The 23,765-nt window shown below is 49.0% G+C and carries 20 protein-coding genes and 1 pseudogene; 7 read left to right on the forward strand and 14 right to left on the reverse strand.

The genetic code is table 11. The features are described 5' to 3' along the window. The first annotated feature begins 244 nt into the window (after positions 1 to 244). A complete protein-coding gene (locus ACO0LL_RS20460) occupies positions 245 to 1,909 on the forward strand; it encodes an MFS transporter (protein ID WP_422952665.1) in 1,665 nt (554 codons plus the stop codon). Positions 1,910 to 1,984: 75 nt separating this feature from the next. Here ACO0LL_RS20460 and ACO0LL_RS20465 read toward each other — a convergent pair whose 3' ends face one another. The 10 genes and pseudogenes from ACO0LL_RS20465 to guaB all read right to left on the reverse strand — a co-directional run bounded on the left by ACO0LL_RS20465 (position 1,985) and on the right by guaB (position 11,254). Further along, positions 1,985 to 2,890 carry an LD-carboxypeptidase gene (locus tag ACO0LL_RS20465; RefSeq protein ID WP_422952666.1) on the reverse strand — a complete coding sequence of 302 codons (906 nt, stop codon included), beginning with the start codon at positions 2,888 to 2,890 and terminating at the stop codon, positions 1,985 to 1,987. A gap of 8 nt (positions 2,891 to 2,898) precedes the next feature. Further along, the gene (tadA, locus tag ACO0LL_RS20470) at positions 2,899 to 3,459 is read right to left on the reverse strand and encodes a tRNA adenosine(34) deaminase TadA (RefSeq protein WP_422952667.1); all 561 of its coding nucleotides are present in this window, start codon (positions 3,457 to 3,459) and stop codon (positions 2,899 to 2,901) included. Further along, complete coding sequence (queD, locus tag ACO0LL_RS20475; protein WP_110253669.1) at positions 3,459 to 3,902, reverse strand: 6-carboxytetrahydropterin synthase QueD; 444 nt, start codon at positions 3,900 to 3,902, stop codon at positions 3,459 to 3,461. Before queD ends, tadA begins: the two co-directional genes overlap by 1 nt. A gap of 6 nt (positions 3,903 to 3,908) precedes the next feature. Then, a complete protein-coding gene (gene queE, locus ACO0LL_RS20480; protein ID WP_422952668.1) occupies positions 3,909 to 4,544 on the reverse strand; it encodes a 7-carboxy-7-deazaguanine synthase in 636 nt (211 codons plus the stop codon). A 313-nt stretch (positions 4,545 to 4,857) separates the two neighbouring features. Continuing rightward, the gene (locus ACO0LL_RS20485; protein ID WP_422952669.1) at positions 4,858 to 5,475 is read right to left on the reverse strand and encodes a hypothetical protein; all 618 of its coding nucleotides are present in this window, start codon (positions 5,473 to 5,475) and stop codon (positions 4,858 to 4,860) included. 256 nt (positions 5,476 to 5,731) lie between these two features. Beyond that, a complete protein-coding gene (locus tag ACO0LL_RS20490; protein WP_422952670.1) occupies positions 5,732 to 6,673 on the reverse strand; it encodes a hypothetical protein in 942 nt (313 codons plus the stop codon). Then, positions 6,651 to 7,011, reverse strand: a pseudogene (locus ACO0LL_RS20495) (tyrosine-type recombinase/integrase); the annotation flags it as partial. The gene ACO0LL_RS20490 and the pseudogene ACO0LL_RS20495, both read right to left, overlap by 23 nt. 81 nt (positions 7,012 to 7,092) lie before the next feature. Next, positions 7,093 to 8,685 carry a glutamine-hydrolyzing GMP synthase gene (guaA, locus tag ACO0LL_RS20500; protein WP_422952671.1) on the reverse strand — a complete coding sequence of 531 codons (1,593 nt, stop codon included), beginning with the start codon at positions 8,683 to 8,685 and terminating at the stop codon, positions 7,093 to 7,095. Between the two features lie 3 nt (positions 8,686 to 8,688). Next, complete coding sequence (locus ACO0LL_RS20505; protein WP_422952672.1) at positions 8,689 to 9,738, reverse strand: GGDEF domain-containing protein; 1,050 nt, start codon at positions 9,736 to 9,738, stop codon at positions 8,689 to 8,691. 55 nt (positions 9,739 to 9,793) lie between these two features. After that, the gene (gene guaB, locus ACO0LL_RS20510) at positions 9,794 to 11,254 is read right to left on the reverse strand and encodes an IMP dehydrogenase (RefSeq protein WP_422952673.1); all 1,461 of its coding nucleotides are present in this window, start codon (positions 11,252 to 11,254) and stop codon (positions 9,794 to 9,796) included. Positions 11,255 to 11,402: 148 nt separating this feature from the next. On the opposite strand from guaB, the gene ACO0LL_RS20515 reads away from it, so the two are divergent. Then, positions 11,403 to 11,864 carry a DUF4124 domain-containing protein gene (locus ACO0LL_RS20515; protein ID WP_422952674.1) on the forward strand — a complete coding sequence of 154 codons (462 nt, stop codon included), beginning with the start codon at positions 11,403 to 11,405 and terminating at the stop codon, positions 11,862 to 11,864. Positions 11,865 to 11,870: 6 nt separating this feature from the next. On the opposite strand, the gene ACO0LL_RS20520 is transcribed toward ACO0LL_RS20515, so the two are convergent. Together ACO0LL_RS20520 and ACO0LL_RS20525 are read right to left on the reverse strand one after the other, a co-directional pair. Then, positions 11,871 to 12,167, reverse strand: a complete 297-nt coding sequence (locus tag ACO0LL_RS20520; RefSeq protein WP_422952675.1) for an RnfH family protein — start codon at positions 12,165 to 12,167, stop codon at positions 11,871 to 11,873. Next, entirely contained in the window at positions 12,160 to 12,591 is a 432-nt protein-coding gene (locus tag ACO0LL_RS20525) for a type II toxin-antitoxin system RatA family toxin (RefSeq protein ID WP_422952706.1), read from the reverse strand. Before ACO0LL_RS20525 ends, ACO0LL_RS20520 begins: the two co-directional genes overlap by 8 nt. 111 nt (positions 12,592 to 12,702) lie before the next feature. On the opposite strand from ACO0LL_RS20525, the gene smpB reads away from it, so the two are divergent. Continuing rightward, entirely contained in the window at positions 12,703 to 13,152 is a 450-nt protein-coding gene (gene smpB, locus ACO0LL_RS20530; RefSeq protein ID WP_162059114.1) for an SsrA-binding protein SmpB, read from the forward strand. A gap of 36 nt (positions 13,153 to 13,188) precedes the next feature. Here smpB and ACO0LL_RS20535 read toward each other — a convergent pair whose 3' ends face one another. After that, positions 13,189 to 13,755, reverse strand: coding sequence for a hypothetical protein (locus tag ACO0LL_RS20535; RefSeq protein WP_422952676.1), 567 nt, complete (start codon positions 13,753 to 13,755; stop codon positions 13,189 to 13,191). Positions 13,756 to 13,784: 29 nt separating this feature from the next. Here ACO0LL_RS20535 and ompR point away from each other — a divergent pair, with 29 nt between their 5' ends. From ompR to ACO0LL_RS20550, 3 genes are all read left to right on the forward strand, one after another. Next, complete coding sequence (gene ompR, locus ACO0LL_RS20540; RefSeq protein ID WP_162059116.1) at positions 13,785 to 14,552, forward strand: two-component system response regulator OmpR; 768 nt, start codon at positions 13,785 to 13,787, stop codon at positions 14,550 to 14,552. Positions 14,553 to 14,601: 49 nt separating this feature from the next. Then, positions 14,602 to 15,963: an ATP-binding protein gene (locus tag ACO0LL_RS20545; protein ID WP_422952677.1), complete on the forward strand. Its 1,362-nt coding sequence runs from the start codon at positions 14,602 to 14,604 to the stop codon at positions 15,961 to 15,963. 167 nt (positions 15,964 to 16,130) lie between these two features. Beyond that, positions 16,131 to 17,072: a retroviral-like aspartic protease family protein gene (locus tag ACO0LL_RS20550; RefSeq protein ID WP_422952678.1), complete on the forward strand. Its 942-nt coding sequence runs from the start codon at positions 16,131 to 16,133 to the stop codon at positions 17,070 to 17,072. Between the two features lie 122 nt (positions 17,073 to 17,194). Here ACO0LL_RS20550 and ACO0LL_RS20555 read toward each other — a convergent pair whose 3' ends face one another. After that, positions 17,195 to 22,966 carry a hypothetical protein gene (locus ACO0LL_RS20555; protein ID WP_422952679.1) on the reverse strand — a complete coding sequence of 1,924 codons (5,772 nt, stop codon included), beginning with the start codon at positions 22,964 to 22,966 and terminating at the stop codon, positions 17,195 to 17,197. A 154-nt stretch (positions 22,967 to 23,120) separates the two neighbouring features. On the opposite strand from ACO0LL_RS20555, the gene upp reads away from it, so the two are divergent. Continuing rightward, complete coding sequence (gene upp / locus ACO0LL_RS20560) at positions 23,121 to 23,753, forward strand: uracil phosphoribosyltransferase (RefSeq protein WP_422952680.1); 633 nt, start codon at positions 23,121 to 23,123, stop codon at positions 23,751 to 23,753. Positions 23,754 to 23,765: the final 12 nt, after the last annotated feature.

Here is a 23,765-nt window from a genome sequence, read left to right on the forward strand (position 1 = left end):
TAGAATATCACATTTTAGTACGACCGTTCGTAAATTAATTTCATGTAATTACGGAGTTCAATATTGCTCTTCTTTACATATTCAGGATAGCGCTTTTGTAAGTTTCTGTAAGTTTCGAGCAAGCAAGCCGTAAGTTTCGACTTGCACACTTTGCTTGCAATAAAAATTATGTCGGAAATGTGATTGTGCGTTTTTGACCATTTTTTTAGCACACTTAAAATATACTTAAAAACAGGAGACAAGCATGGCGACAGCACCTATCGCAACGTCAGGCGGCATGACAGCAGAAGAACGCAAGGTTATTTTTGCTTCTTCACTGGGAACCGTCTTTGAATGGTATGATTTTTATCTGTATGGAGCACTTGCATCTATCATAGGACAACAGTTTTTTAAAGGTACAGACCCAAATACGGGTTTTATTCTTGCCTTGCTCGCCTTTGCAGCTGGCTTTATCGTTCGTCCTTTCGGTGCCCTCGTCTTTGGTCGTCTGGGCGACATGATAGGCCGCAAATATACCTTCCTGGTCACTATACTGATCATGGGTGGTGCTACATTTTGCGTAGGCTTATTGCCAAATTTTGAAAGAATTGGTGTTGCTGCACCTATCATCCTGGTATTGCTGCGCGTACTGCAAGGTTTGGCTCTGGGTGGCGAATACGGCGGCGCCGCCACCTATGTTGCTGAACATGCTCCCAACGGCAAACGTGGCGCTTACACAGCATGGATACAGACAACGGCTACATTGGGCTTGTTCTTGTCCTTAGTGGTGATCCTGAGCATTCGTAAGATGATGGGTGAAGCAGACTTTGCTGCATTCGGATGGCGCTTCCCATTCCTCGTATCTGTTTTCTTGTTGGCTATTTCGGTATGGATACGCTTGTCCATGAGTGAATCACCTGCCTTTGCAAAAATGAAAGCAGAAGGCAAAACGTCAAAAGCTCCTTTGACTGAGTCTTTTGGTCAGTGGAAAAATCTGAAGATCGTTATTTTGGCTTTGCTGGGCCTTACCGCAGGACAAGCTGTGGTCTGGTATACCGGTCAATTCTACGCTTTGATTTTTTTGGAAAAAGTATTGAAAGTTGATGGTGCACTGGCGAATATGATGGTTGGCGCAGCGCTGTTGATTGGCACGCCATTCTTCATCGTTTTTGGCACACTCTCTGACAAGATAGGCAGAAAGCCAATCATATTGGCTGGATGTGTTATTGCGGCAGCTACTTACTTCCCACTTTTTGGTGCAATTACGCATTTTGCCAATCCTACACTGGAAACAGCACTTAAAAATTCTCCAGTTGTTGTCACAGCAGATCCCGCTGATTGCCAATTCCAGTTCAATCCTACCGGCACCAAGAAATTCACATCTTCTTGTGACATTATCAAAGCAAAACTGGCTGCGTCATCAGTTAATTATACGAATGTAGAAGCACCTGCTGGCACGGTTGCATCCGTTAAGGTTGGTGATACTGTCATCGAGTCCTTTGTATCCAAGGGTATGCCAGCGGCAGATGCAACAGCAAAGGACAAGGCTTTATCTAAAGAATTGGCTACAGCGATCAAAGCTGCAGGTTATCCGGAGAAAGCTGACAGTGATCAAATCAATTATTTCATGGTAGTGTTATTGCTGACCATTCTTGTGATCTATGTGACGATGGTATATGGGCCAATCGCCGCCATGTTAGTGGAAATGTTCCCGACACGCATCCGTTACACATCAATGTCACTGCCTTACCATATCGGGAATGGCTGGTTCGGTGGTCTGCTGCCATTCTTTGCCGTCGCCATGGTGGCATCGAAAGGTGATATTTATTATGGCCTGTGGTATCCAATTATCATTGCAAGCGTCACTGCAGTAATTGGCTTCTTGTTCGTCAAAGAAACCAAAGACAATGATATCTATGCAGCAGATTAAGTATTAAGCACTGAGAAACAATAAAGAAAAAGCCCACCCGTCAAATTGACGGATGGGCTTTTTAACATTTGAAAACTATAAAGAGTAGCTCATTGCCAAACTTGCCTGTCCCTCTGCCACATCCAGTTGCGCATCACTGCCAACCACCAGACTGGCACGTGTGGAGATATGGCCAAATGGCAGACCAGTGATAACCGGAACATCAATCAAACTACGAATGTAAGCAAGCATGGCATTGAAGTCATATCCGTTATCGTGCTCAGCCAGTTTGTAAGCAGAAAAATTCCCAAGTACGATTGCTTTTTGTTTATTCAACACACCGGCAAAATGCAGTTGCAGCAGCATGCGCTCTATGCGGTAGGGGTGCTCACCTATATCTTCCAGGAACAATATGCCACCTTCAACCTCTGACCAATACGGTGTGCCGATTGCATGCGTCAGCATGGCCAGATTGCCGCCCCAGAGTTTGCCTTGCACCTGTAAGTCGTAACCCGCTTCAGTTTCAAATTCAACTTTGTGCCTGGTGTTGCTGACACATGCCTTGAATTGCTGCAACGTATATTCAACTGGCTGCTCACGTATGTAATCATCACACAGCATGGGGCCGGCAATACTGGTACGGCCACGCGCCAGCATTGCCAGATGCACGAGTGTGAAATCACTATAACCAACAAAACATTTGCCACTATTTGCCAGTAAATCAAAATCAAGCAAAGGCATCAGCCTTGACATGCCATAACTGCCACGCAGGGCCATGACTATCTGCACATCTGGATTTTGCGCTGCTTCATGAATTTGCCTGACACGTTCGGTGTCGCTCGCACCAAAGCGCTGGAATTTGCCAGCGGGCTCATAATAGCTGTGTACCTTAAAACCCTGATCAGCCAGACGCTGCAAGCCACGGTCAATCAGACTGTCATCCAGCGGCGCGCCACTGGGAGCAATAATAGCGATTCCGGTTTGCGTGCTTTGTTCAGGCATAGTGTATTTCAGTCTTGTTTAGGAGATATGCTGGCGTCAGCATTAGCGGCCAGCTTCTTTTGCGCAGCTACAGCGCGCCGATCCGCAAAAAAATCCTTGAGCATGTTACTGCATTCATCTGCCAATACCCCAGCAGTGACTTGTGTATGGTGATTCAATTGCCCGTGTTCAAACACATTCAGCAAAGAACCGGCCACACCGGTCTTGGGGTCACTGGCAGCGTAAATGACGCGTGCCAGACGAGCGTGCATCATGGCCCCCGCACACATCATGCAAGGTTCAAGGGTAACGTAGAGTTCGCATCCGGGTAGGCGATAATTGCCGATCAACTCAGCGGCTACGCGCAGAGCCATGATTTCTGCATGGGCGGTGGGATCGTGTTTTCCTATGGGGCGATTGTAGCCGGTGGCGATGATCACGCCATCCTTGACTACTACGGCACCTACTGGCACTTCGCCTTCATTTTTGGCCAGCAGGGCTTGCTGGTAGGCTGCCTGCATGAACTGTATATCATGCAGGCTCTGCTGGTTCTGCTCACTTTGCGGTGGCAGATTTTGCGCGTCGGCCATTATCCGTCTATCTCAGCCCAGCAATTTGGTGTTTCATACAGAGTGACCTTGGTCAACTCCAAAGTGCGGCCAAACCTGCCGTGATAAACCACTTTCAAAATATCAAAAGCAATTTTGGCGAGATTTTCTACTGTTGGCACGCGGTCAATCACCACTGTTTTGTGCCCTGGCAGCTTCTCCAGGAAATTCTTGATGATGTAATCCTTCTCATAGACGATGAAGGAATGATCCCACAGATTGACCAGATGCTCGTTGGCGAGCGCCTTGATATCACCAAAATCCATGATCATGCCGTTGTCCGACTCGCCATCTTTCTGGACGACCTCACCGGTCAGGGTAATTTGCAGGGTATAGCGGTGACCGTGCAAATTGCGACACTGGCTGCCGTGATCGGGAATGCGATGACCTGCATCGAATTCCAACTTTCTGGTAATCGTTAACATGAAAACTCAAGGAATCTGTAATAGTTTATGGGTTTGCAAACTCAGCTTCCATTGCGGATGCTGTTTGCAGTATTCAATTGCAAGACGCAAATTATCGTCTCTTAAAGGGCCATCCATGGCTTGTACAAAGTAATGTTCAAAATCAAGATTTGCATATGCCGCCATATCCTGACCAAATTGTGGGATCACCACTTTGAGCTCACTACCTTTTCGAACAACTAGTTCTGATCCCATTTTGGGACTGACGCATATCCAATCTACACCATCAGGCACAGGCAAGGTACCATTGGTTTCTATGGCGATCTCAAAACCCACTGCGTGCATTGCTTCAATCAAGGCCACATCAAGTTGCAACAAGGGTTCGCCACCGGTAAACACCACATACTTGCTTGCAGTATAGGACAATGGCCACAAAGCGTTGATCGTCGCAGCCAGCGCTTCGGCCTGCTTGAACTTGCCACCACCCTCACCGTTGGTGCCGACAAAATCGGTATCGCAAAACTGGCATACAGCCGTCGCCCTGTCCTCTTCGCGCCCGGACCACAAGTTGCAGCCAGAAAAACGGCAAAACACCGCCGGGCGCCCGGCATGATTGCCCTCGCCTTGAAGAGTATAAAAAATTTCTTTGACGCTATAAGTCACGTCTTATTCTCACTTGGTTATTTAACTGCGACTCACAGGTTGCCAAAGTAAGGCTACCCGGATTTAGTATGTCGCCAATGCCTACTGCGGATAAAGACAGTATATGAATTTTGTCGTGTTTTTAAAACACAAAAGGCGCACATAATATCATGACACCGCGATCAGACTTAGCTGCTTTGATCAAGACCACTATTCTTCTGGGACAAAATTGAGCGCAACCATCGAAAAAGTAATCAAACGACAAGACATGAAGCTCACATTGCGGGTTTTATTCATCTCAACCATACCTGACAAGTACTTTTTTATAAATACCCTATTTTTCTGTGCTCACAACATAGCCGTCATTGGTCACCAACTCCTTAATCCACCACTGACTTCTACTATCACCCTCGATAAAGCGCATATGGGAAGCAATACCTACCAAGGTAGATCCGTCAGGCCTAAGCATTTTATAGACATATTCTTCGATATCTTGTGCGTGGTCGATAAATTCAAATCCATCATGCTCAAATTCAAAGATACGTCCAGTCTCAGCACCATTAGTTGCCATCAATAAGTAATTACCAGCCCTTGGTATTTCACCAACAACTATGCAAGTATTTACCCAATCGGGCAAGTAATCTCTTTTCTCCTCCTCACTTAAGCCGCCTGTCCAATCGTTAAAATCAGCCCGTAAAGATTCCCGTTCACCTGGAGTACCTATATAGGCAGCAGCTTCATCGCTTTTTTTACAAGAATAAAGCAGCAAGCTGCCAAATGTTTCATAGAAATCGCGCAATTTGCCAAAAATGGGAATTTCTTCAGAGAAAATAGGAGAAGCATGTTCATGCTGAAACGATACTGTCTTCATATTCTTCTCATCATGTATTTGCACACAATTAAATATCCCAGTGTGATTTTTCACTGTTTCTTCTAATTTTTCTAATTTCAATTTCTACCCATCCTCAGTAAGAGCCAATTATTGAAAACCTGCGCCGCTATGTTCATTCTATTTAACAAGCCGTTTTCGGATTTCGTCATTCATTGCATCATTTTAGTTGAATGATGTCTATGATTCACACGATTCGATTTCAGGCGACCACCTTATCTTGATTGAAATACAAATTGGTTGTAATGAGTAGAGGAAATTTTGAAGTCAAAGGCAATATTATTTTTCGCAGATCTTGCTCTTTATAACGCAAAAAAAATTAGCCTGCATTTATATCTGTAATTTTAGAACTCACTATATTGGATTGCTTAAGTATCTCAGCAGCCCTATCAATGCTCGCTCTATCGATCTCCTCACCAGAAAGCATGATTTGAATTTCCAAAAGCAATTGGCCATCAAGCGCTTGTAAAACGTAATGGTACGCACTTGATCCAAATTCATCTATGTAGTTTGAATAATGAGGTAAAGCCACCTTTATAAGTTTAAAAACAGCTTCATTATCTGTAAAATCTTCATTTCCATGGCCGCTCTTTAGCATAAACCAAAGCATTGCGGAATGAGTAACCACCGCAAGCAAAGCTGAATATGTTGCCCATACCATTGGAGTTAGAAATGGTCGTGCTTTTGATGCTCCGCTAGAATTAAGTTTTGATAAATCAAAAGTATTGCCCATCATAGCAATTGCTTCTCTCGCTTTGGGATCTCGCTCAGTTTCATTAGCGGCTTTTTCAAATGAAATAGTCGAAAGTAATCCGACTAAGCCGCGAGCAGGCGCAAGTGCCGTAACCGATTCCCAAAGTTGATCAACAGCTTCGAGTCGTCTCTTGTCTAGAGCAATCTGTCGGCTTGCCAATGCTGACAATGCGCCACTTCTCAACGCTGCAATTTCGACTTCTTTTATACGAATCTCAGCCTTAAGCCGCTCTTCACTATCCCGAATTTGAGAGCGAACAGTTTCGATCTTCTTGTTAAATTCATGCTCTACACTTTTTTTAAGTCGCGTAGAAATAACGTCTTTGCACAACCATAGCGCACCAGCAAACATTCCAGTGATGGTAAGTGAAGGGTAGATATCAACTAGTTCCATATGAGCAATTCCTATTTCAATGTTTTTACCTGCAAACTTTGTTATGAAATTTAACGTAGTTGAGGAATACAAATAATGCAACACACCTAATTTACTTCCTTGTCCACCCGTCAATCATATCTGCCCAATCTTGCAACATAGCCGTGTGCTGTTCACGGTACTCAGCTTTGTTGCGTGCCAAATTTCGCAAGTCTTTGCCATCCTTCTGCGCCAGCATATATGTCAACGACAACACATGGTTAAGCGTGGCCTGACTCATAGTTGCGTCAGAATCATAACGAGACGGAAGAACATAACCTGAACCACCAGAGAATGTTTTGAGAGCGATAAGAATATCCATTATCTGGTTAGACAGAAAGACCAGGTGCGGATTACGTCTTTTCATGCGCTTCTTTAGCTATGGTCCAAACGCGATCAGTAAAATTAATCTTACTCCAGGTGGCGTTGGTCAAAAATGCAAAAAAAAGCCCGCAATGACGCGGGCTTTAAAAGTGTTTCGTGCCTTCAGCTGCCTGCTATTGCCAGGCCTGAAATCATTCCCACTCTATCGTCGCAGGCGGTTTGCCCGAGATGTCATACACGACGCGATTGATACCACGCACTTCATTGATGATGCGGTTGGATACCTTGCCCAGCAACTCGTGTGGCAAATGTGCCCAGTGAGCGGTCATGAAATCTTGCGTTTGCACTGCACGTAAGGCAACCACATATTCGTAAGTGCGGCCATCGCCCATAACACCGACGGATTTAACCGGCAAGAATACGGCGAAAGCCTGGCTCGTTGCGTCGTACCAGCTTTGCGGTTTTTCTGCGGCCGGATCAACCAGGGTGTTGCGCAATTCTTCGATAAAGATGGCATCGGCACGGCGCAGCAGATCGGCGAATTCTTTTTTCACTTCGCCAAGTATGCGCACACCCAGGCCAGGGCCAGGGAAAGGATGGCGATAGACCATGCTGTGCGGCAGGCCAAGGGCTACGCCCAGTTTGCGTACTTCATCCTTGAATAATTCACGCAATGGTTCAAGCAATTTCAAGTTAAGGGTATCTGGCAGGCCACCTACATTGTGATGGCTCTTGATGGTGTGCGAGCCTTTTTTACCCTTGCCTGCACTTTCAATGACGTCAGGGTAGATTGTGCCCTGCGCCAGCCATTTTGCATTACTCAACTTGCCGGATTCCACCTGGAAGACTTCAACAAATTCGCGGCCTATGATCTTGCGCTTGGCTTCTGGATCCGTGACGCCGGCCAGGTGCCCCATGAATTGGGCAGTTGCATCAACATGGATGACTTTGACACCCAGATTGTTGGCAAACATTTCCATGACCATCTTGCCTTCATCAAGACGCAGCAGGCCGTGATCGACGAATACGCAAGTCAACTTGTCGCCAATAGCGCGATGTATCAATGCAGCAGCTACACTGCTATCGACACCGCCTGACAAACCAAGGATGACTTCATCATCACCTACCTGTGCGCGAATGGACGCAACAGCTTCGGAGATGTAGTCAGGCATATTCCAGTCAGATTGGCAGCCGCAAATTTCATGCACGAAGCGGCTGATGATGGCCTCGCCCTTCAGAGTATGTGTGACTTCCGGATGGAATTGCACGGCATAAAAACGGCGCTCTTCATCTGCCATGGCAGCGATCGGGCAATTGTCGGTAGATGCCATCAGTTTGAAGCCTGGCGGCATTTCATTGACCTTGTCACCGTGGCTCATCCATACCTTGAGCATGCCATGACCTTCTGGCGTGACAAAGTCATTGATGTCCTTGAACAGCGCTGTATGGCCGCGTGCACGGACTTCGGCATAACCGAATTCACGGACCAGGCCATTTTCAACCTTGCCACCAAGTTGCTCTGCCATGGTTTGCATACCGTAGCAAATACCCAATACTGGCACACCCGCTTCAAATACGGCCATAGGTGCGCGAGGAGTGTCGCCCTCTGTCACGCTGTTTGGACCACCAGACAAAATAATACCGGCCGCACCATAGTTTTTAATGAATTCATCACTGACGTCATATGGATGAACTTCAGAAAAAACACCTGCATCACGGACGCGTCGAGCGATCAGTTGCGTGACCTGGGAACCAAAATCGAGGATAAGAATTTTTGAGTGCATAAATCAAATTATCATGTCAGGTTGTGCAGGCGTAGCCTGGACAACACAATTGTTTCCTGCATTTCTGGCGGAAAGCAGGGCTTTTTCTGCGAGGCTAATTAAAGTTTCTGGTTCGGCATCAGGAAAGATGTCAGTTGATGCGGTACCGGCACTGATCGTCAATGCTGTGTTCACATCATTCATTTTTTCAGGATGCATGAGCACGGAAGCACGTATGCGTTCCCCTACTGCGGTGACCACCAAATGCGATGCACCAGGTAATACCACCAGCAGCAAGTCCGTGCCAAACCGCCCCAATGCGTCAAATGGGCGCACACAAGAGCGAATGCGGCTGACAGTCTTGACCAGTATCATGTCGGTGATGGCGATACCATGCAGATCACGCAAATGCTCCATCTGATCAACGCTGGCTATCAGCAGGGCCAAAGGCTTCATGGCCTTGGAGCAGCGCTCCATCTCCAGCTTCAATGAACGGATGATGGCAGATTTGTTCCAGGTACCCAGCAAAGGGTCGATCAGTGAATCACGCTTCAGATTGCGGTTTTGCTTGATGATTTCGAGCTGCGCCTGATACAGGGCACTGAAAGCCATTTCGCGCTCAACCATGGAAGCAAGATCAGCAAATGACTGTCTTTCTTCATCATTGAGATCGCGTGTTTGATAATCGATCAGGATGACGCTACCAATTAACTGGTTGCCATGATCAAAAACGGGATGAGAAGCAAAAAAACGTATTGACGGTGCGCCCGCCACCATGGAATGTTTACCCAGATGCTCATGCAGGCGCAGGTCAGGTATGACCAGGATCTCATCAACAGGTGTAACCGAATCGCAAAACTCGGCTTCCATATTGGTAATGGAATGCACCAGATGGTCAAACCTTGGCACCAGAGCGCCAAAACTGACCAGGCAGTTGGCGACCCCAAACAACTTGATGCCAAGTCGTTCAAAGCGGCCCAGGCGCAACTCCATCCTTTCCGACACCATGCGCTCAAAACCCGAACTGACAGGTGTTGTTGTCGATGGACCGGAACGATCTAGGTTCGTTGACATTCCACTCTCCAGGCATCCTCAATTCGGGTCATGCTTCTCAAGCGCATCTCAGACATCAGTCAGCACGGTAATTTGGTGCTTCTTTGGTGATTTGCACGTCATGCACATGTGATTCACGCATGCCTGCAGAAGTGATTTCAACGAATTCAGATTTGGTATGCAAATCATCTATCGTCGCGCAACCACAATAACCCATGGAAGAACGTACACCACCCACCAGTTGATACAGGATGGCCAGCACGCTACCTTTATAAGGAACACGTCCTTCGATACCTTCAGGCACCAGCTTGTCGGCATTATTGGCCGCGTCCTGGAAATAGCGGTCGGCAGAACCATCAGCCATCGCACCCAGGCTACCCATGCCGCGATAAGACTTATAGCTACGTCCCTGGAACAGAATGACCTCGCCAGGCGCTTCTTCAGTACCGGCAAACATACTGCCCATCATCACTGTGGATGCGCCAGCAGCAAGAGCTTTGGAGACATCACCGGAAAAACGTACGCCACCGTCTGCGATACACGGTACGCCAGTGCCTTTGAGCGCATTGGCCACATTGGCTATTGCCGTAATTTGCGGCACACCAACACCAGCGACGATACGGGTAGTACAGATAGAGCCAGGGCCGATACCAACCTTGACTGCATCTGCGCCATGCTCAACCAGCGCCAGGGCTGCTGCTGCAGTAGCGATATTGCCACCGATGACTTCAATATGCGGGTAATTGGTTTTCACCCAGCGTACGCGGTCGAGCACGCCTTTGGAATGACCATGAGCAGTATCAACCACGATGACATCAACACCGGCTTTTGCCAGCAAGTCTATGCGCTCTTCATTATCAGGGCCAACACCAACAGCTGCGCCTACGCGCAATTTACCCTGATCATCTTTGGATGCAAAAGGATGCTCTGTTGATTTTTGGATATCTTTGACAGTAATCAGGCCGCGCAGCTCAAATGCTTCGTTGACAACCAGCACACGCTCCAGGCGGTGCTTGTTCATCAGGCGTTTGGCTTCTGCCAGATCTGCTGTTTCGTTGACATAGACGAGTTTTTCGCGTGGCGTCATTTTGGCGCGTGCTTCTGCGTCCAGTTCTTCTTCGAAACGCAAATCGCGGTTGGTGATAATACCAACAACAGTCTTACCTTCTACGACCGGGAAGCCGCTGATGCCATGCTGCTGAGACAAGGCCATGACTTCGCGGATTTTCATACCAGGCGGGATGGTGATAGGATCACGCAATACGCCGGATTCAAAACGTTTGACCTTGGCAACTTCGCGGGCTTGCTCTTTTGCCGTCAAGTTTTTGTGAATAATACCGATACCACCTTCTTGAGCCATGGCAATTGCCAGGCGAGCTTCAGTGACCGTATCCATCGCAGCTGATACCAAAGGTATATTCAGATTGATGTTGCGAGTCAGTTTGGTCGCAAGAGAAGTATCTTTAGGGAGTATGTTCGAGTATGCAGGGACGAGTAGCACGTCATCGAACGTGAGTGCTTTTTGGAGTAAACGCATAGTATTTCCTATAGGCGCAAAACCGAATTATACAGAAAACTTGCGAAGTCGTCTTGCTCCGTGTAAAACTCTTGCATAATCCCATGTTTTTCTTGAAAGCAAAATTATGTCTATCTTACGAATATCACGATTAGGCTCTGCACTTTTAATGTCTTTAGCATTCTGCGCCGTCGCTCATGCGCAATATGTGTGGATTGATGATAAAGGCAATAAGCAGTTTTCAGATATGCCACCACCGAAATCCGTGCCCAAGGATAAAATCCTCAAAGCACCAGGTGGCGCCAAGGCACCTGCAGCAGAGGACAAAACATCTTCTGCCAGTCAAGCTGCGCCCAAGTTGGAAAAACCTGTAACGCTGGCGACCAAGAACGAAGACTTCAACAAACGCCGTGCCGAACAGGCTGAAAAAGACAAGAAGGCCGAACAAGAAAAAACGGCTGCCGATGATAAGGCAAAAAATTGCGAAAGAGCCCGCAGCTATCAGCAATCGCTGAGCTCTGGCGCTCGCCTGAGTCGCACCGACAAAAATGGCGAACGTAGTTTTTTATCTGATACTGAGCGTCAACAAGAGCTGGATACCGCAAAAAAAGCCCTGGCTGATTGCAAATAACAAAAGTCAGGTCAGTGCCTGTTTTTTAGCCCTGCGCCTGCGGGCTTCCATAGGGTCTGCGACCAGGGGGCGATAGATTTCTATCCTGTCCCCTGAGTGCAATTGACTATCAAGTGCCTTAAGTTTGCCAAAAACACCTGTCTTGAGAACGTTGACATCGATCTCAGGATGATTTTGTAGAATGCCACTTTGCTGTATTACTTGCAGAACAGTGGCATCAACAGGCACCTGAATATCCAGCAAGCTGGTCTTGTCCTGCCCGGCATAACAAACCTGGACAGTCATGCCGATTTGCTCAACCATATAATGTCTCGGCACGGGCACAAAAAGAATCGACAAAACTGTTGGCGATCTTGGAAAAAACCGGGCCGATTAAATGCTCCAGCAATTTGCTGGAGAATTCATAGTTAAGCTCAAATTCAATTTTGCAGGCATCCACGCGCAATTCAGTAAACTTCCAGCAACCTGACAATTGCTTGAATGGCCCCTCAACCAGGCTCATTTCAATAGAATGGGGGCGTTTATTATTATTACGCGTCGTAAAATGCTGTTTTAAACCATGATAATTAATGGAAAGCGTGGCAACCTGTTCATCATCAGTGCGCTCAGCCACCCTGACCTCGCCACACCAGGGCAGAAATTGAGGATAATTTTCCACTTCATCAACCAGAGCAAACATTTGCTCAGTGCTGTAAGCTACGAAAACTGTTTTATGTACAACTGCCATCAAGAAGAACCATTTGGTAGAATCACAGGTTCGCATTTTAACCGAGTCATAAGCAGTACCAAAATGCATTCGTGCATTTCCATACTCTAATTTGACCAATTTTCATCCTACATGAGCATCGCTGATAATAAAAAAGCATTCCACGATTATTTTATCGAGGAACAATACGAAGCTGGCATCGTCCTGCAAGGCTGGGAAGTCAAAGCCATACGCGCAGGCCGTGCGCAGTTGAAAGAAGCCTATGTCATCGTCAAGAATGGCGAAATCTTCCTGTTCGGCGCGCATATTGGCGCCCTGCCGACGGCATCCACCCACATTCACCCTGACTCTGTACGCACACGTAAATTATTGTTAAATGCGGCAGAAATCAGCAAATTGATAGGAAAAGTGGAGCGTTCTGGCTACACCATGGTGCCGCTGAACCTGCATTTCACCAAGGGGCGGATCAAATGTCAGGTCGGCCTTGCCAAGGGTAAAAAGCAGCATGACAAGCGCGATACTGAGAAAGAAAAAGACTGGCAGCGTGAGCAACAAAAAATAATGAAGCAAAACAGACGCTGATATTTGTTGAGGATTTGGGAAAGAATCTGGGAAGATTTAGCGGGCAGGACGATATAGTTCGTGCCCCACATCCTGAATCTGGCGACGCAGGGCGCGCTTTTCTTCTGGCGTGAGGCGACCAGCTTTTTTGCTATCCTCAGCACTGCCACAAGCGTGCTCGCCTATATGGCGTGCGTCATTACAGCGCTCAAGCAAGCTGTTTTTTTCAGCCTGTTTATTAAGTTGCCGCTCGTGCTGTTTTTCTTCTTTGCGCGTTGCGTCATTTTTTTGCTGGGCATTGCCGTTATTAAATCGTCCCCATAGAGCCGAACCACCATTGCCTTTATTATCCGCCATAGCCCCAGCAGTCACAATCAGCGACAACAGCAGGACAGAAATTTTTTTGTACGGTATATTCATCGACTTGAAAACGAATGGCCTTGCAAGCAAAACCGACGAGGCAGGCAAAAACATATGAACGGATTGCAATTCTAAGTGCAAATGGCTGTACCTTACCAGCATCAATTTGTATGAATTTAGTTTACGATAGCCACATGAATTGCGCAGTCCCATTCCGTAAAGTGTGTAACAGTTTGTAATCCAGAATATTAATTTTGTTTGCAAGCTCACTCTATGACAGTACTATTAAGCCCATGAACACTACGCCCCCTACCCCAGACTCCACAAATAACAATTCCAGCAACCCCAAGGCCAAAATCCTGGTGGTTGATGATGACCTGCGTTTGCGCGATTTGTTGCGCCGCTACCTGACAGAACAAGGTTTTCAAGTAGTTAGTGCAGAAAATGCCCAGGCCATGAACAAGCTCTGGATACGTGAACGCTATGACATGCTGGTGCTGGATCTGATGCTTCCTGGCGAAGATGGCCTGGCCATCTGCCGCCGCCTGCGCGGTGCCGGCGACAAAACACCCATCATCATGCTGACCGCCAAAGGCGAAGAAGTCGATCGCATTATAGGGCTCGAAATGGGTGCAGACGATTACCTGCCTAAACCATTCAGCCCACGCGAACTGGTTGCCCGCATCAATGCCGTGTTGAGGCGTAAAGCTCCAGACGAATTGCCAGGTGCACCTTCCGATGGTCCCCAGACTTTTGCCTTTGGCGACTTTGTCCTTGACCTTGGAACCCGCACGCTGAAAAAGAATGATGACAATATTTCACTGACCACGGGTGAATTTTCAGTATTGAAAGTCTTTGCCCGCCATGCCCGTCAGCCGCTGTCCAGGGAAAAACTCATGGAACTGGCGCGTGGCCGCGAATATGAAGTATTCGACCGCAGCCTGGACGTACAAATTTCACGTCTGCGCAAACTGATAGAACCTGACCCCAGCAATCCACTTTACATACAAACAGTATGGGGCCTGGGCTATGTATTCATCCCGGATGGGCAGTCGCATTAAGAGCGGGATACTCTTGCACCCTCCCCATTGTCTTTTTTGCAAACCTTGAATGCGTGACTACCTCAACAGTCTGGAATGGCTAAAAAGCGGACTGTTCTGGCGCACCTTCCTCATGCTGGCTGTGCTTGTCACCGCCAGCATGCTGGCATGGATGTCCAATTTTCGCACCCTGGAAACAGCGCCGCGGGCACAGCAAATGGCGGCACAAATCGTCTCCATTGTCACCATCACGCGCGCCGCCCTGACCCACTCGGCACCAGAGAAGCGGCACGAACTCTTAAGAGACCTTGCCAACAAAGAAGGGGTGCAGATCTACCTGCTGGAAGATACTGACCGCGTAGAAGAGCCAGAAGCCACGCCCTTCTTTCTTGAGTCCCGGCCCCTGATGTTGCGCGGACTGGGGAATAACACCCGCTTTGCCAGCAAGCTCAACGACATCAGCGGCTTCTGGATCAGCTTTGATATTGAAGATGACCACTACTGGCTGAGATTGGAGCAAGACCGCCTCGATCCTCCTATAGGCCAGCAATTATTTAGCTGGGCTGTCCTTACTCTCTTTTTGACCTTGCTGGGTGCGGCCATCATCTCCAAACTCATTAATGACCCATTGTCAAGATTGAGCAATGCGGCACGCGCTGTCGCCAAAGGTAAACAACCGCCGCCCTTGCCACAAAAAGGACCGAAAGAAATCCGCGAAACCAATGTCAGCTTCAATACCATGATGGAAGATCTGGTCAGGATAGAAACCGACCGCTCCATCATTCTGGCCGGTATTTCGCATGATTTGCGCACCCCGCTGGCACGCATGCAACTGGAGGTCGAGATGGCCAGCCTCAGTGATGAGGCCAGGACCGGCATGCAATCCGATCTGCAGCAGATGGATGACATCATCAGCCAGTTCCTTGATTACGCCAAGCCGCTCGACAAAGTCGAATTCGAACGCATCAACATAAGCGAAGTCATGCAGCAAGTCATGGATGAGGCCTTCCGCTTTCAAAACCTGCGCCTGCGCACTGCCATCAAACCAAATATCTATGTCAATGGCAATCTGACTGAACTCAGGCGTCTGTTCAACAACATCGTGGAAAATGCCTGTCGCTACGGAAAAACCCCAGGTTCCCCTGTCATCACACTTGACGTGCAATGCTCACGCAAAAACAAGGACAGAAAGCTGGGCATACAAATCAGCTTCCGTGATCATGGGCTGGGTGTGGCAGAGCAAGATCTGGTCCGCCTGCTGCGCCCCTTCACCCGTGGTGATGCTTCGCGCAGTCAGGCCAATGGCTCCGGCCTGGGTCTGGCCATTGTCGATCGCATCATCAAAAGTCATGGTGGCAAATTACGCATCTACAATCACGCTGAAGGCGGTTTTGTCATCGTGATTGCACTACAGGAAGCGAAAGAAGCCTGAGCCTCACCAACCTCGCAGAAAACTTTGATCCAGCAATTGGACCATACTAATTGGACCGCACTACCAGAACAAATAGCCCGGCGCACATCAATAAAACCCTCTGTTACAGAAAAGTTTAAATGTTACAATTGCCGCAATTTTCAGGGCTATTAAAGACCAATAAACTCATGCGTAACCAAATTTCAGCCCTGCTCGTCACCTGCATTGCAATCAGCTTACCTGCCTTTGCAGAAACCTATCCTCCTACAGCCTATAAAGATGGCGCTGTAAAGTGCATGCAAGTACGCAGCTATGATTGTGCAGAAAAAAACTGGAACCAATACATCAAAATGCGTCCCACCGACGCAAAAGCCATCGCCAGTCTGGCAATCACCTATCATTGGGCAGACAAACCAGAAGCCAGTATCGTTCAGGCTGAAAAAGCCATCAGTATGGGAGAAGGCGCCTACGACTTGTTCGCTGCTTATTCAGAAAGCCTTGGGAAAACCGGCCGTATAGAAGAAGCCATAGACTGGGGCTATAAAACACTGGCAATCGTTCCCAGCCTGGTGAATGTGCGTGGCGACGTTGCGAAATATCTCGTCATGCGCAAGCGCGAATTTGAAGCCCTGGCTCTGCTTGCCTCATTCGATTCGTCATTGGAAGCACAGGGGCACGGCCATTATTTTGACGGCCAGCGCATCGCCATTGAATCGTCATTGGAACGCCAGGGACAAACTGCCACCACAACAGTGAAAAGCATGCGCCTGCCAAAGACCAAAGAGCATTTTTACGCTCCTGTAAAGCTTGGCAACAACAAAATAGAAGCCTTTATGGTTGATACCGGCGCCACCAAAACCACGCTCAGCGACGATATGCTTAACGACTCAAAAGTGTCCTACAAAGTGGTAAAACCTCTCGTTAATATGCAGACTGCGGATGGACGGGTCATACAAGCCCGTGTCGTCACGATCGACAATATGAAAGTTGGTCCATTTGAATTGCGCAAAGTTACCGCCGCAGTGTGCAAAACCTGCCAGTCATTACTGGGCCAGGGATCGCTGTCGCAATTTAATATGGCTTCTTCCAAGACGCAGGGAGTAGAATTTTTGACTTTGGAATTGCGTTAGTTGCATTAGTTGCTAGTTGCTAGTTGCTTTAGTTACCTTCGCACATTAATCGCCCACTGCCATGCAATAATTAAAAAGCCGCGCAAATTGCGCGGCTTTTTTTGTCCAGACTTTACTTCTACTTAGCGACTACCCGCTAAAGCCAGCTGAGTGGTCGTGACCTTACTACCCTCGTCCGCCTGTGAGGGCGCCTGATCAGCAGGAGCAGCCAACTCATATGTCATGTGCAACCCGCCATCTACTTTCTCGACTGGTGCAAGCTGTTCCAACACGGCTGTCTTTTGCGTCACTGCGCGGGAAGCTGTTGCACCATTTAAAGCAAAATTACTGAAACCGGCAAAACCTGCGATACCAGCGCACAGCAACAAACCGGCGATGACAGATGGGCGCAGACGGAAGCGTTTTTGTACTTCATCTTGCTGAACTGTCGCATCATAAGCCACAGTGATCGGTGCCGCTGCCAGCATTTGCTCAACCTGTTGACGCCACTCTTCTGATGTTTGCCTGTTACTGAGCAATTTGGTTATCAGGGCTTGAGCCAGTTGTTCAGCTTCATGATGTTCGGCTTCCAGAGTTTGTTTCGCCATTTCTGCCTCAGCTTGCAACTCTTCTTGCTGTTGCTGTATTTGCAGTCTGTTTTGCTCTTGCCATTCTCTGGCAGATGCCAGCGCCTGCTCAATGAATGCCTGGGCGGCAGCTTGTTGCTCAGCACGTTGTTGCAACATGGCTTGCAACTCTGCTTCGTCGGCGGCTTGTTTTTCCAGCTGTGCCTGCAAGGCTTTTTCATCGGCGATGCGTTTTGCTGCCACATCTGCCAATGCCTGTTGTTTTTGCTGGGTTTGTGCTTCCACCGCGATCAATTGCTGTTGCAGCTCTTCTTGCAATACCGCTTCCAGGGACAATTGTTCTTCGAGTTTGGCTTGCAGAGCATTTTGCTCTTCCATGCGTTTGGCGATAGCTGCATTGAGCGCTTGTTCTTTCTGCAGTCGTTGTGCTTCAGCAGCTTCCAGTTTGGATGCCAACTCAGCTTGCAATACTGCCTCTACTGCCAAAGCTTGTTCAGCTTGTGCCAGCAAGTCATTCTCTTTCTGTGCACGTACTGCAAAGCTTGCAGCCAAAGCCTGTTCTTTTTCCAGTCTTTGTGCTTCCGTGACTTGCAGTTTTGATGCAAATTCGGCTTTCAGTTCTGCCTCTGCGGTCAAGGCTTGCTCAGCATGGGCCAGCAGTGTGTTTTCTTCTTCAACACGTGCGGCTATCGCTGCGGCCAGGGCTTGTTCTTTTTCCAGCCTTTGCGCCTCCAGTGTTTCAAGCTGGCTTTCTTCCAATAATTTGGCGCGCAGTTCTGGCAACGCCTGTTCATCGGCAGCGATTTGCTGGGCTGTGGCTGCTGCGATCTCACGCTCCAGCGCCAGTTTTTCTTGTTCCAGCGCATTGGCGATCAGCAGTTGTTCAGCGCGCTGTTTGCTTTGTTCTGCCAGTTCTGATTCCAGGCGTACGCGTTCTTCTGTCGCAGTAATGACCAGACGCTCGGCTTCCATCTTTTCTTCTATGAGGCGCAAAGCATCCTGCGTCATTTGCAGACTATCCATCTCCATCTGTTTTTGCTGCTGAATGGTGATGATTTCGCGCTGCGCCAGTTCTGCACGTTGTTGTTCTGCTTGCTGCAAGATAAACAGTTCTTCAGCACGAGTCTGTGCTGCTTCAGTGGCTTGTTGTTCGGATATTGCCAGTGCATTTGCCAGCTCAGTTGCTTCTTTTTCGCTTTGCAACCGGGCCTGGATGGCGACATTGGCATCTTGCTCTGCATTGGCACGAATTTCGCACAGGCTCAGGTATTCTTGCTCAGCCAGTTTGCGTTGTTCTGCTTCTTGCGCTGCTTTTTGTTCGACCGCCAATTTTTGCTGTACCAGACTCAGTGCTTCGAGTTCAGTGGTAGCGCGCTGGTTTTCAGTCATGGTCAGGGCTTCTGCTTCACGCAGGCGTGTTTCTGTCGCTTCTGCTGCCAGACGCTGCGCTTCTGCATGTTCAGCGGAACATACCAGCAATGCTTGTTCAGCATTCGCCAGGCGCAAGGTGGCTTCCAGAGCTTCTTGTTCTTTATAGGCACGTTCGCTTGCCGCTTCGGCAAATTCACGTTCTATGGCCAGTTTGGCTTGCAGGGTGATTTCTGCAGATTCTTCCTGTTCCAGCTTGGTTTTCAGTTCAGCACTGATTTGTTGTTCAACTGCGATTTTTTCCTGGCTGGCGCGACTCAGTTCCAGCAGCAAGGCAGTTTTTTCTTCGAGTGCGACGGCTGCCTGACGTTTGATCAATGCTTCTTGAGCAGCTTGTGCCAACCACTGTTTTTCGGTTTCGTTGAATTTTTCTGCCAGTTCGCGTGCCTGTGCTTCAGCAGCCTGGCGCTCAGTGATCAATTTATGTTGCGCCTGCTCGGCCACCAGGCGCGCTTCTGCTTCTGCGGTAGCTGCGAGTTCTGCCTGTTGTTTGGCTGTCAGGCTGTCCAGCACCGCTTGCTCAGCAGCGATACGTTGTTGTTGTGCAGTCAGCAATTCCTGTTCTTGTTGCAGGCGTTGTGCCAGCAATTCTGCCATGAGGCTTTGTGCATCAGCATGGGCAGCCAGTTCCTGGAACAGGGCTTTTTCTGATGCCAGTGTTGCTTCAGTTGCGGCGCGGATAATTTTTTCTGCCCGGGCGCGGGCCTCGGCAAATTGCTGTGCTTCTGTTTCGCTGGACAAACGACTTTGTACGTCTTCGTGTGCTTCTTGTTCTGCCTGCAATTTGGCCGTTGTGGTATCCACCAAAGCCTGATCATCTGCCAGGCGTTGTTGCAGGACAGCGTCAAGTTCAGCAACTTTTTTGTTCTTTTCAACGACCAGCTCATGCGCTTTGTGCTGGCTGGCGGCATAGGCTTGTGCCTGGATTTGCAATGCTTGTTCAGCTTGCAGCTTCGCAGCTGTCAGCTCATTGGCTTCTTGTTCTGCCCTGGCCCTGACGGCTGCGGCTTGTGCATGCTGCTGTTCTGCTTTTGCTCTGGCAGTGGCGGCTTCTGTAGCAATTTTTTCTGCTGCCAGTTTCTCTGCTGCTGCTTTTGCTTCCAGTTCAGCTGCTTCAGCTTTTTGTTTTTCCAGTCTCGCTTGTTCTTCCAGCGCCAGGGCAGCTTGTTGTTGAGACTTTGCTTTTCCCTGTTCAAGCTGTACCAACTGGGTTGCGGCTTTTACACGAGCTGCTGCAGCAGTTGCTGCTTGCTGCTCAGCCTTGGCTTGTTGGTTGTTTTGTTCCAGCAGTTTTTTTTCTTCTGCTACTTTGCTTTCCATGGCAACACGCAAAGCTTGCTCAGATTGCAAACGGGCCAGGTGCTGGTCACGTTGTTCTTGCTCTACTGCTGCCTTGGCTTGCCATTCTGCTGTCAGGCGTTTTTCTGCTTCCAGTTTTTGCTGGACCAGATTCAGGGCTTTTTGCTCAGACTCTGCACGCAAGCGCAAAGTTTTGCCGAGCTCTTCGGCCTCAACAGCCTTGGTTTGTGCCAGTACCGCAGATTGTTTTTGCAGATCTGCATGTTCCTGCATTTTTTGCAGGCGTACTTGTTCAGCGGCAATCATCGCCTGACGCGCCGCACGGGCCTCTGCCTCTTGCTGTTGGCGTGCGTTCAGGACATCAGTATGCTCACGGTCAGCATGTGCACGGGCAATGACTTGCTCGGCGGCTGATTTTTCCGCTTCCAGTTTGTCTTGCGCGGCCCTGGCTGCCTGTTTTTCTGCCTCCAGATGCATTTGTTCTGCACGTGCCATTTCTGTGGCTTGATGGCTAATCAGCAAAGCGACCTTGGCTGCCTTGCATTGCGCATCTTTTTGCAGTTCTGTTTGTTCAAGAGTAGTTTTTTCTGCGTCGAGTGTGGCTTCCAGCGCCAGTCTCTCTTCGCGTTCAGCTTGTTCCCTGGCGACGGCTATTGCCTTGGACTCTTCTTCCGCACGCAGTCTGGCTTCTGCTTCTTGCTGGGCAGCTTGTTCGAGTTGCAGTTTTTCCTGGGTTGCCTTCAGCACTTGTTGCACTGCATTGGCACGGCGACGTTCTGCCTGTAGTTTTTCTTCCTGAAGTTCCATCGCTTTCACCTCATCATTAGTGCGTTGCTGTTGGACGCGCAGAAGTTCGCTGGCATCTTGATTTTTCCTGGCAGCGGCTGCGGCCATTTTTTGCTGCAATTCCACCTGCTCCATGGTTTTTTCCAGGCTCAGTTTTTCTGCTACACATTCTGATTCCTGAGCTATACGACGGGCATGCTCCGCCTGTTCTTGCATACGCAAGATTTCTGCATGTGATTGTTCTGCTTCAGCCAAGGCTTCCGCTTCTTCTGTCATTTTGCGTTCAGCAAGCAATTTCTCCTGCAATGCGGCGGCGGCTTTTTGCTCTGCTGCGGCGCGCATTTTTTCAGCCATCATCAATTCCTGGGCTTTTTTGGCTTTGTCTGCAGCAGCAAGGTTGGCGCGTTTCAGCAATTCAGCCTGAAAGGCGCTGGCACTCAGAGCTTGTTGTTCAGAATCGGCTTTTTCACGGGCATCTTGCACGGCCTGTTTTTCAATTTCCAGGCGTTCTTTAGCCAATGTAGCGGCACGGCGTTCTTCGGCGACACGTTGACGGGCATTGTCAGCAGCTTCCTGCTCAGCCAGGCGACGTTGACGGGCTTCTTCTGCCAGCACAGCTTCTGCATTTTGTCTTGCGCGGGCCTGCATGTCGGCTTGCTGCTCGTTTTCTATGCGTGTCATGGCGGTTGATTGCAATTCGCGGTCTGCGCGTATGCGTGACTCGGTCACCATGCGGATTTTATCTTCTGCTTCACGACGGGCCTGGGCAGTCGCAGCAGCAATTTTTTCTGCCTGCTCGCGCTTGTTGGCAGCAATGCGCAAGTCTTCTTCTGACTGCATGCGCAACTGTATGGCTTCTGCTGCCTTTCTTTCAGATTCCATCCTGGCCTGGGCGATTGCCTCTTGACCTTGCTCCAAGGCAACGCGCGCCAGTGCATCTTCACGGGCACGCAGTTCTACCGGTGCGCGATTGATCGCATACTCCAGCGCCATGGCTTCTGCCTGGTCGCGCTCTTTACTGATTTGCAGGGATTCGCTGCGGACTTTGGCGAGCATTTCTGCCGTTTCACGGGCTTCGCGGTCGCGTTTTTCACGTTCGCGTGCGAGTTCAGTGATACGGGCATCAGCGCGGGCGCGTTCTTCTGCCTGTTGGCGGGCAGATTGTGATGCGGCAAAGCGTTCTGCAGCCCAGTTACGGGCATTGGCAGTTTGCGTCGCAAGTTTTTCTGCTTCGGCATGGGCTTGAGAAGCCAGTTCTGACTCAGCCTTGAACTGGTGCTCGGCTTTTTCTATAGCTTGTTGTTCGAGTTTGGCGCGTTGTTCTGATTGTTCACGGGCCCGTGACTCTATCAGCGTGCGTTCTTGCAGATTCCTGGTTTCTTCAGCAGTGGCGGCGATTCTGGCTTCACTGGCAGCGCGCGACTGGCGCTCGGCCATCAGTTTTGCCTGCGCGCCGGCAATGGCTTCTTGTTCCAGTGCCAGTTTGCGCTGTGCCAGTTCAGCGGATTCTGCTTCTGCCTGCGCTCTGGTTTCTGCCAGTGCTCTGGCTTGGGATTCTGCTTTAAATCTGGTTTCGGCTGCTACGGTGGCCCTGGCTTCTGCTTCTACCCGCGCGATGGCTTCACGGATACCTTTCACATCGATGCGGGTATTGGACTCAATTGCCTCTTCTGGTGGCAAATAATTGTCCTTGCGGTCGCCATGGCGATCGAGGGAATAATCTCCCAGAGATAATTTATTTAACAACGCCTGATTGCTGTCCATTTCTGCACTCCTGATCTGATAGTCGTTCACCGTCATTGCGGGCCCTGCCATGCCGGAACTTCTTATACTGGATTATCAATCAAGAAAAATTTGATGATGGCTGGAGCAGAAGTGGAAAAACACCTCAATTCCTGATTTATCCGTTTCCCTTAATGCTGGCAGGGACGTAAAATAGCGGTCAACACAACATTGCCGGAGAATTACCTTGAACGAACTCGTTACCGAAATAAGACACCCACTGGTGCAACACAAGCTGACACTGATGCGCAGCAAAGATACACCGACGGATAATTTCCGCCGTCTGTTGCGTGAAATCAGCCAGATGCTGGCCTATGAAGTCACCCGTGACCTGCCGATTGAACTGGTCAAGATCGAAACACCGATTACTACCATTGATGCGCCGACCATTAGCGGCAAAAAACTGTGCGTGATTTCGGTCTTGCGCGCTGGCAATGGTATTTTGGATGGCATGCTGGATTTGCTGCCAAATGCACGTGTAGGCCATATCGGCCTGTACCGTGATCCGGAAACCCTGGAGCCAGTCGAGTATTACTTCAAAGTGCCAGAAGATATTGCGGACCGCCTCGTGATCGTGGTTGATCCTATGCTGGCCACCGGCAACTCAGCTGCTGCAGCAATCACCCGCCTGAAGCTGCGCGGCGCTACGACAATCAAATTCGTTTGCTTGCTGGCCGCACCTGAAGGCATCAAGGTCATGAATGCCGCTCATCCTGATGTGCCAGTCATTACGGCCTCCATTGATGACCATCTCAATGAACACGGTTATATCGTGCCAGGCCTGGGAGATGCTGGTGACCGTTTGTTTGGTACTAAATAATCGTTTTATATT

Source organism: Undibacterium sp. TC4M20W (assembly GCF_049340245.1).
GTDB lineage: Bacteria > Pseudomonadota > Gammaproteobacteria > Burkholderiales > Burkholderiaceae_D > Undibacterium.

Coding starts and splice junctions, on each gene's coding strand:
- ACO0LL_RS20460 (WP_422952665.1), top strand. CDS start 245: ATGGCGACAGCACCTATCGCAACGTCAGGCGGCATGACAGCAGAAGAA.
- ACO0LL_RS20525 (WP_422952706.1), bottom strand. CDS start 12,591: ATGGCAGTTGTACATAAAACAGTTTTCGTAGCTTACAGCACTGAGCAA.
- ACO0LL_RS20520 (WP_422952675.1), bottom strand. CDS start 12,167: ATGGTTGAGCAAATCGGCATGACTGTCCAGGTTTGTTATGCCGGGCAG.
- ACO0LL_RS20465 (WP_422952666.1), bottom strand. CDS start 2,890: ATGCCTGAACAAAGCACGCAAACCGGAATCGCTATTATTGCTCCCAGT.
- queD (WP_110253669.1), bottom strand. CDS start 3,902: ATGTTAACGATTACCAGAAAGTTGGAATTCGATGCAGGTCATCGCATT.
- ACO0LL_RS20515 (WP_422952674.1), top strand. CDS start 11,403: ATGTCTTTAGCATTCTGCGCCGTCGCTCATGCGCAATATGTGTGGATT.
- ACO0LL_RS20555 (WP_422952679.1), bottom strand. CDS start 22,966: ATGGCAGGGCCCGCAATGACGGTGAACGACTATCAGATCAGGAGTGCA.
- ACO0LL_RS20545 (WP_422952677.1), top strand. CDS start 14,602: ATGCGTGACTACCTCAACAGTCTGGAATGGCTAAAAAGCGGACTGTTC.
- smpB (WP_162059114.1), top strand. CDS start 12,703: ATGAGCATCGCTGATAATAAAAAAGCATTCCACGATTATTTTATCGAG.
- ompR (WP_162059116.1), top strand. CDS start 13,785: ATGAACACTACGCCCCCTACCCCAGACTCCACAAATAACAATTCCAGC.
- guaB (WP_422952673.1), bottom strand. CDS start 11,254: ATGCGTTTACTCCAAAAAGCACTCACGTTCGATGACGTGCTACTCGTC.
- ACO0LL_RS20550 (WP_422952678.1), top strand. CDS start 16,131: ATGCGTAACCAAATTTCAGCCCTGCTCGTCACCTGCATTGCAATCAGC.
- tadA (WP_422952667.1), bottom strand. CDS start 3,459: ATGGCCGACGCGCAAAATCTGCCACCGCAAAGTGAGCAGAACCAGCAG.
- guaA (WP_422952671.1), bottom strand. CDS start 8,685: ATGCACTCAAAAATTCTTATCCTCGATTTTGGTTCCCAGGTCACGCAA.
- ACO0LL_RS20505 (WP_422952672.1), bottom strand. CDS start 9,738: ATGTCAACGAACCTAGATCGTTCCGGTCCATCGACAACAACACCTGTC.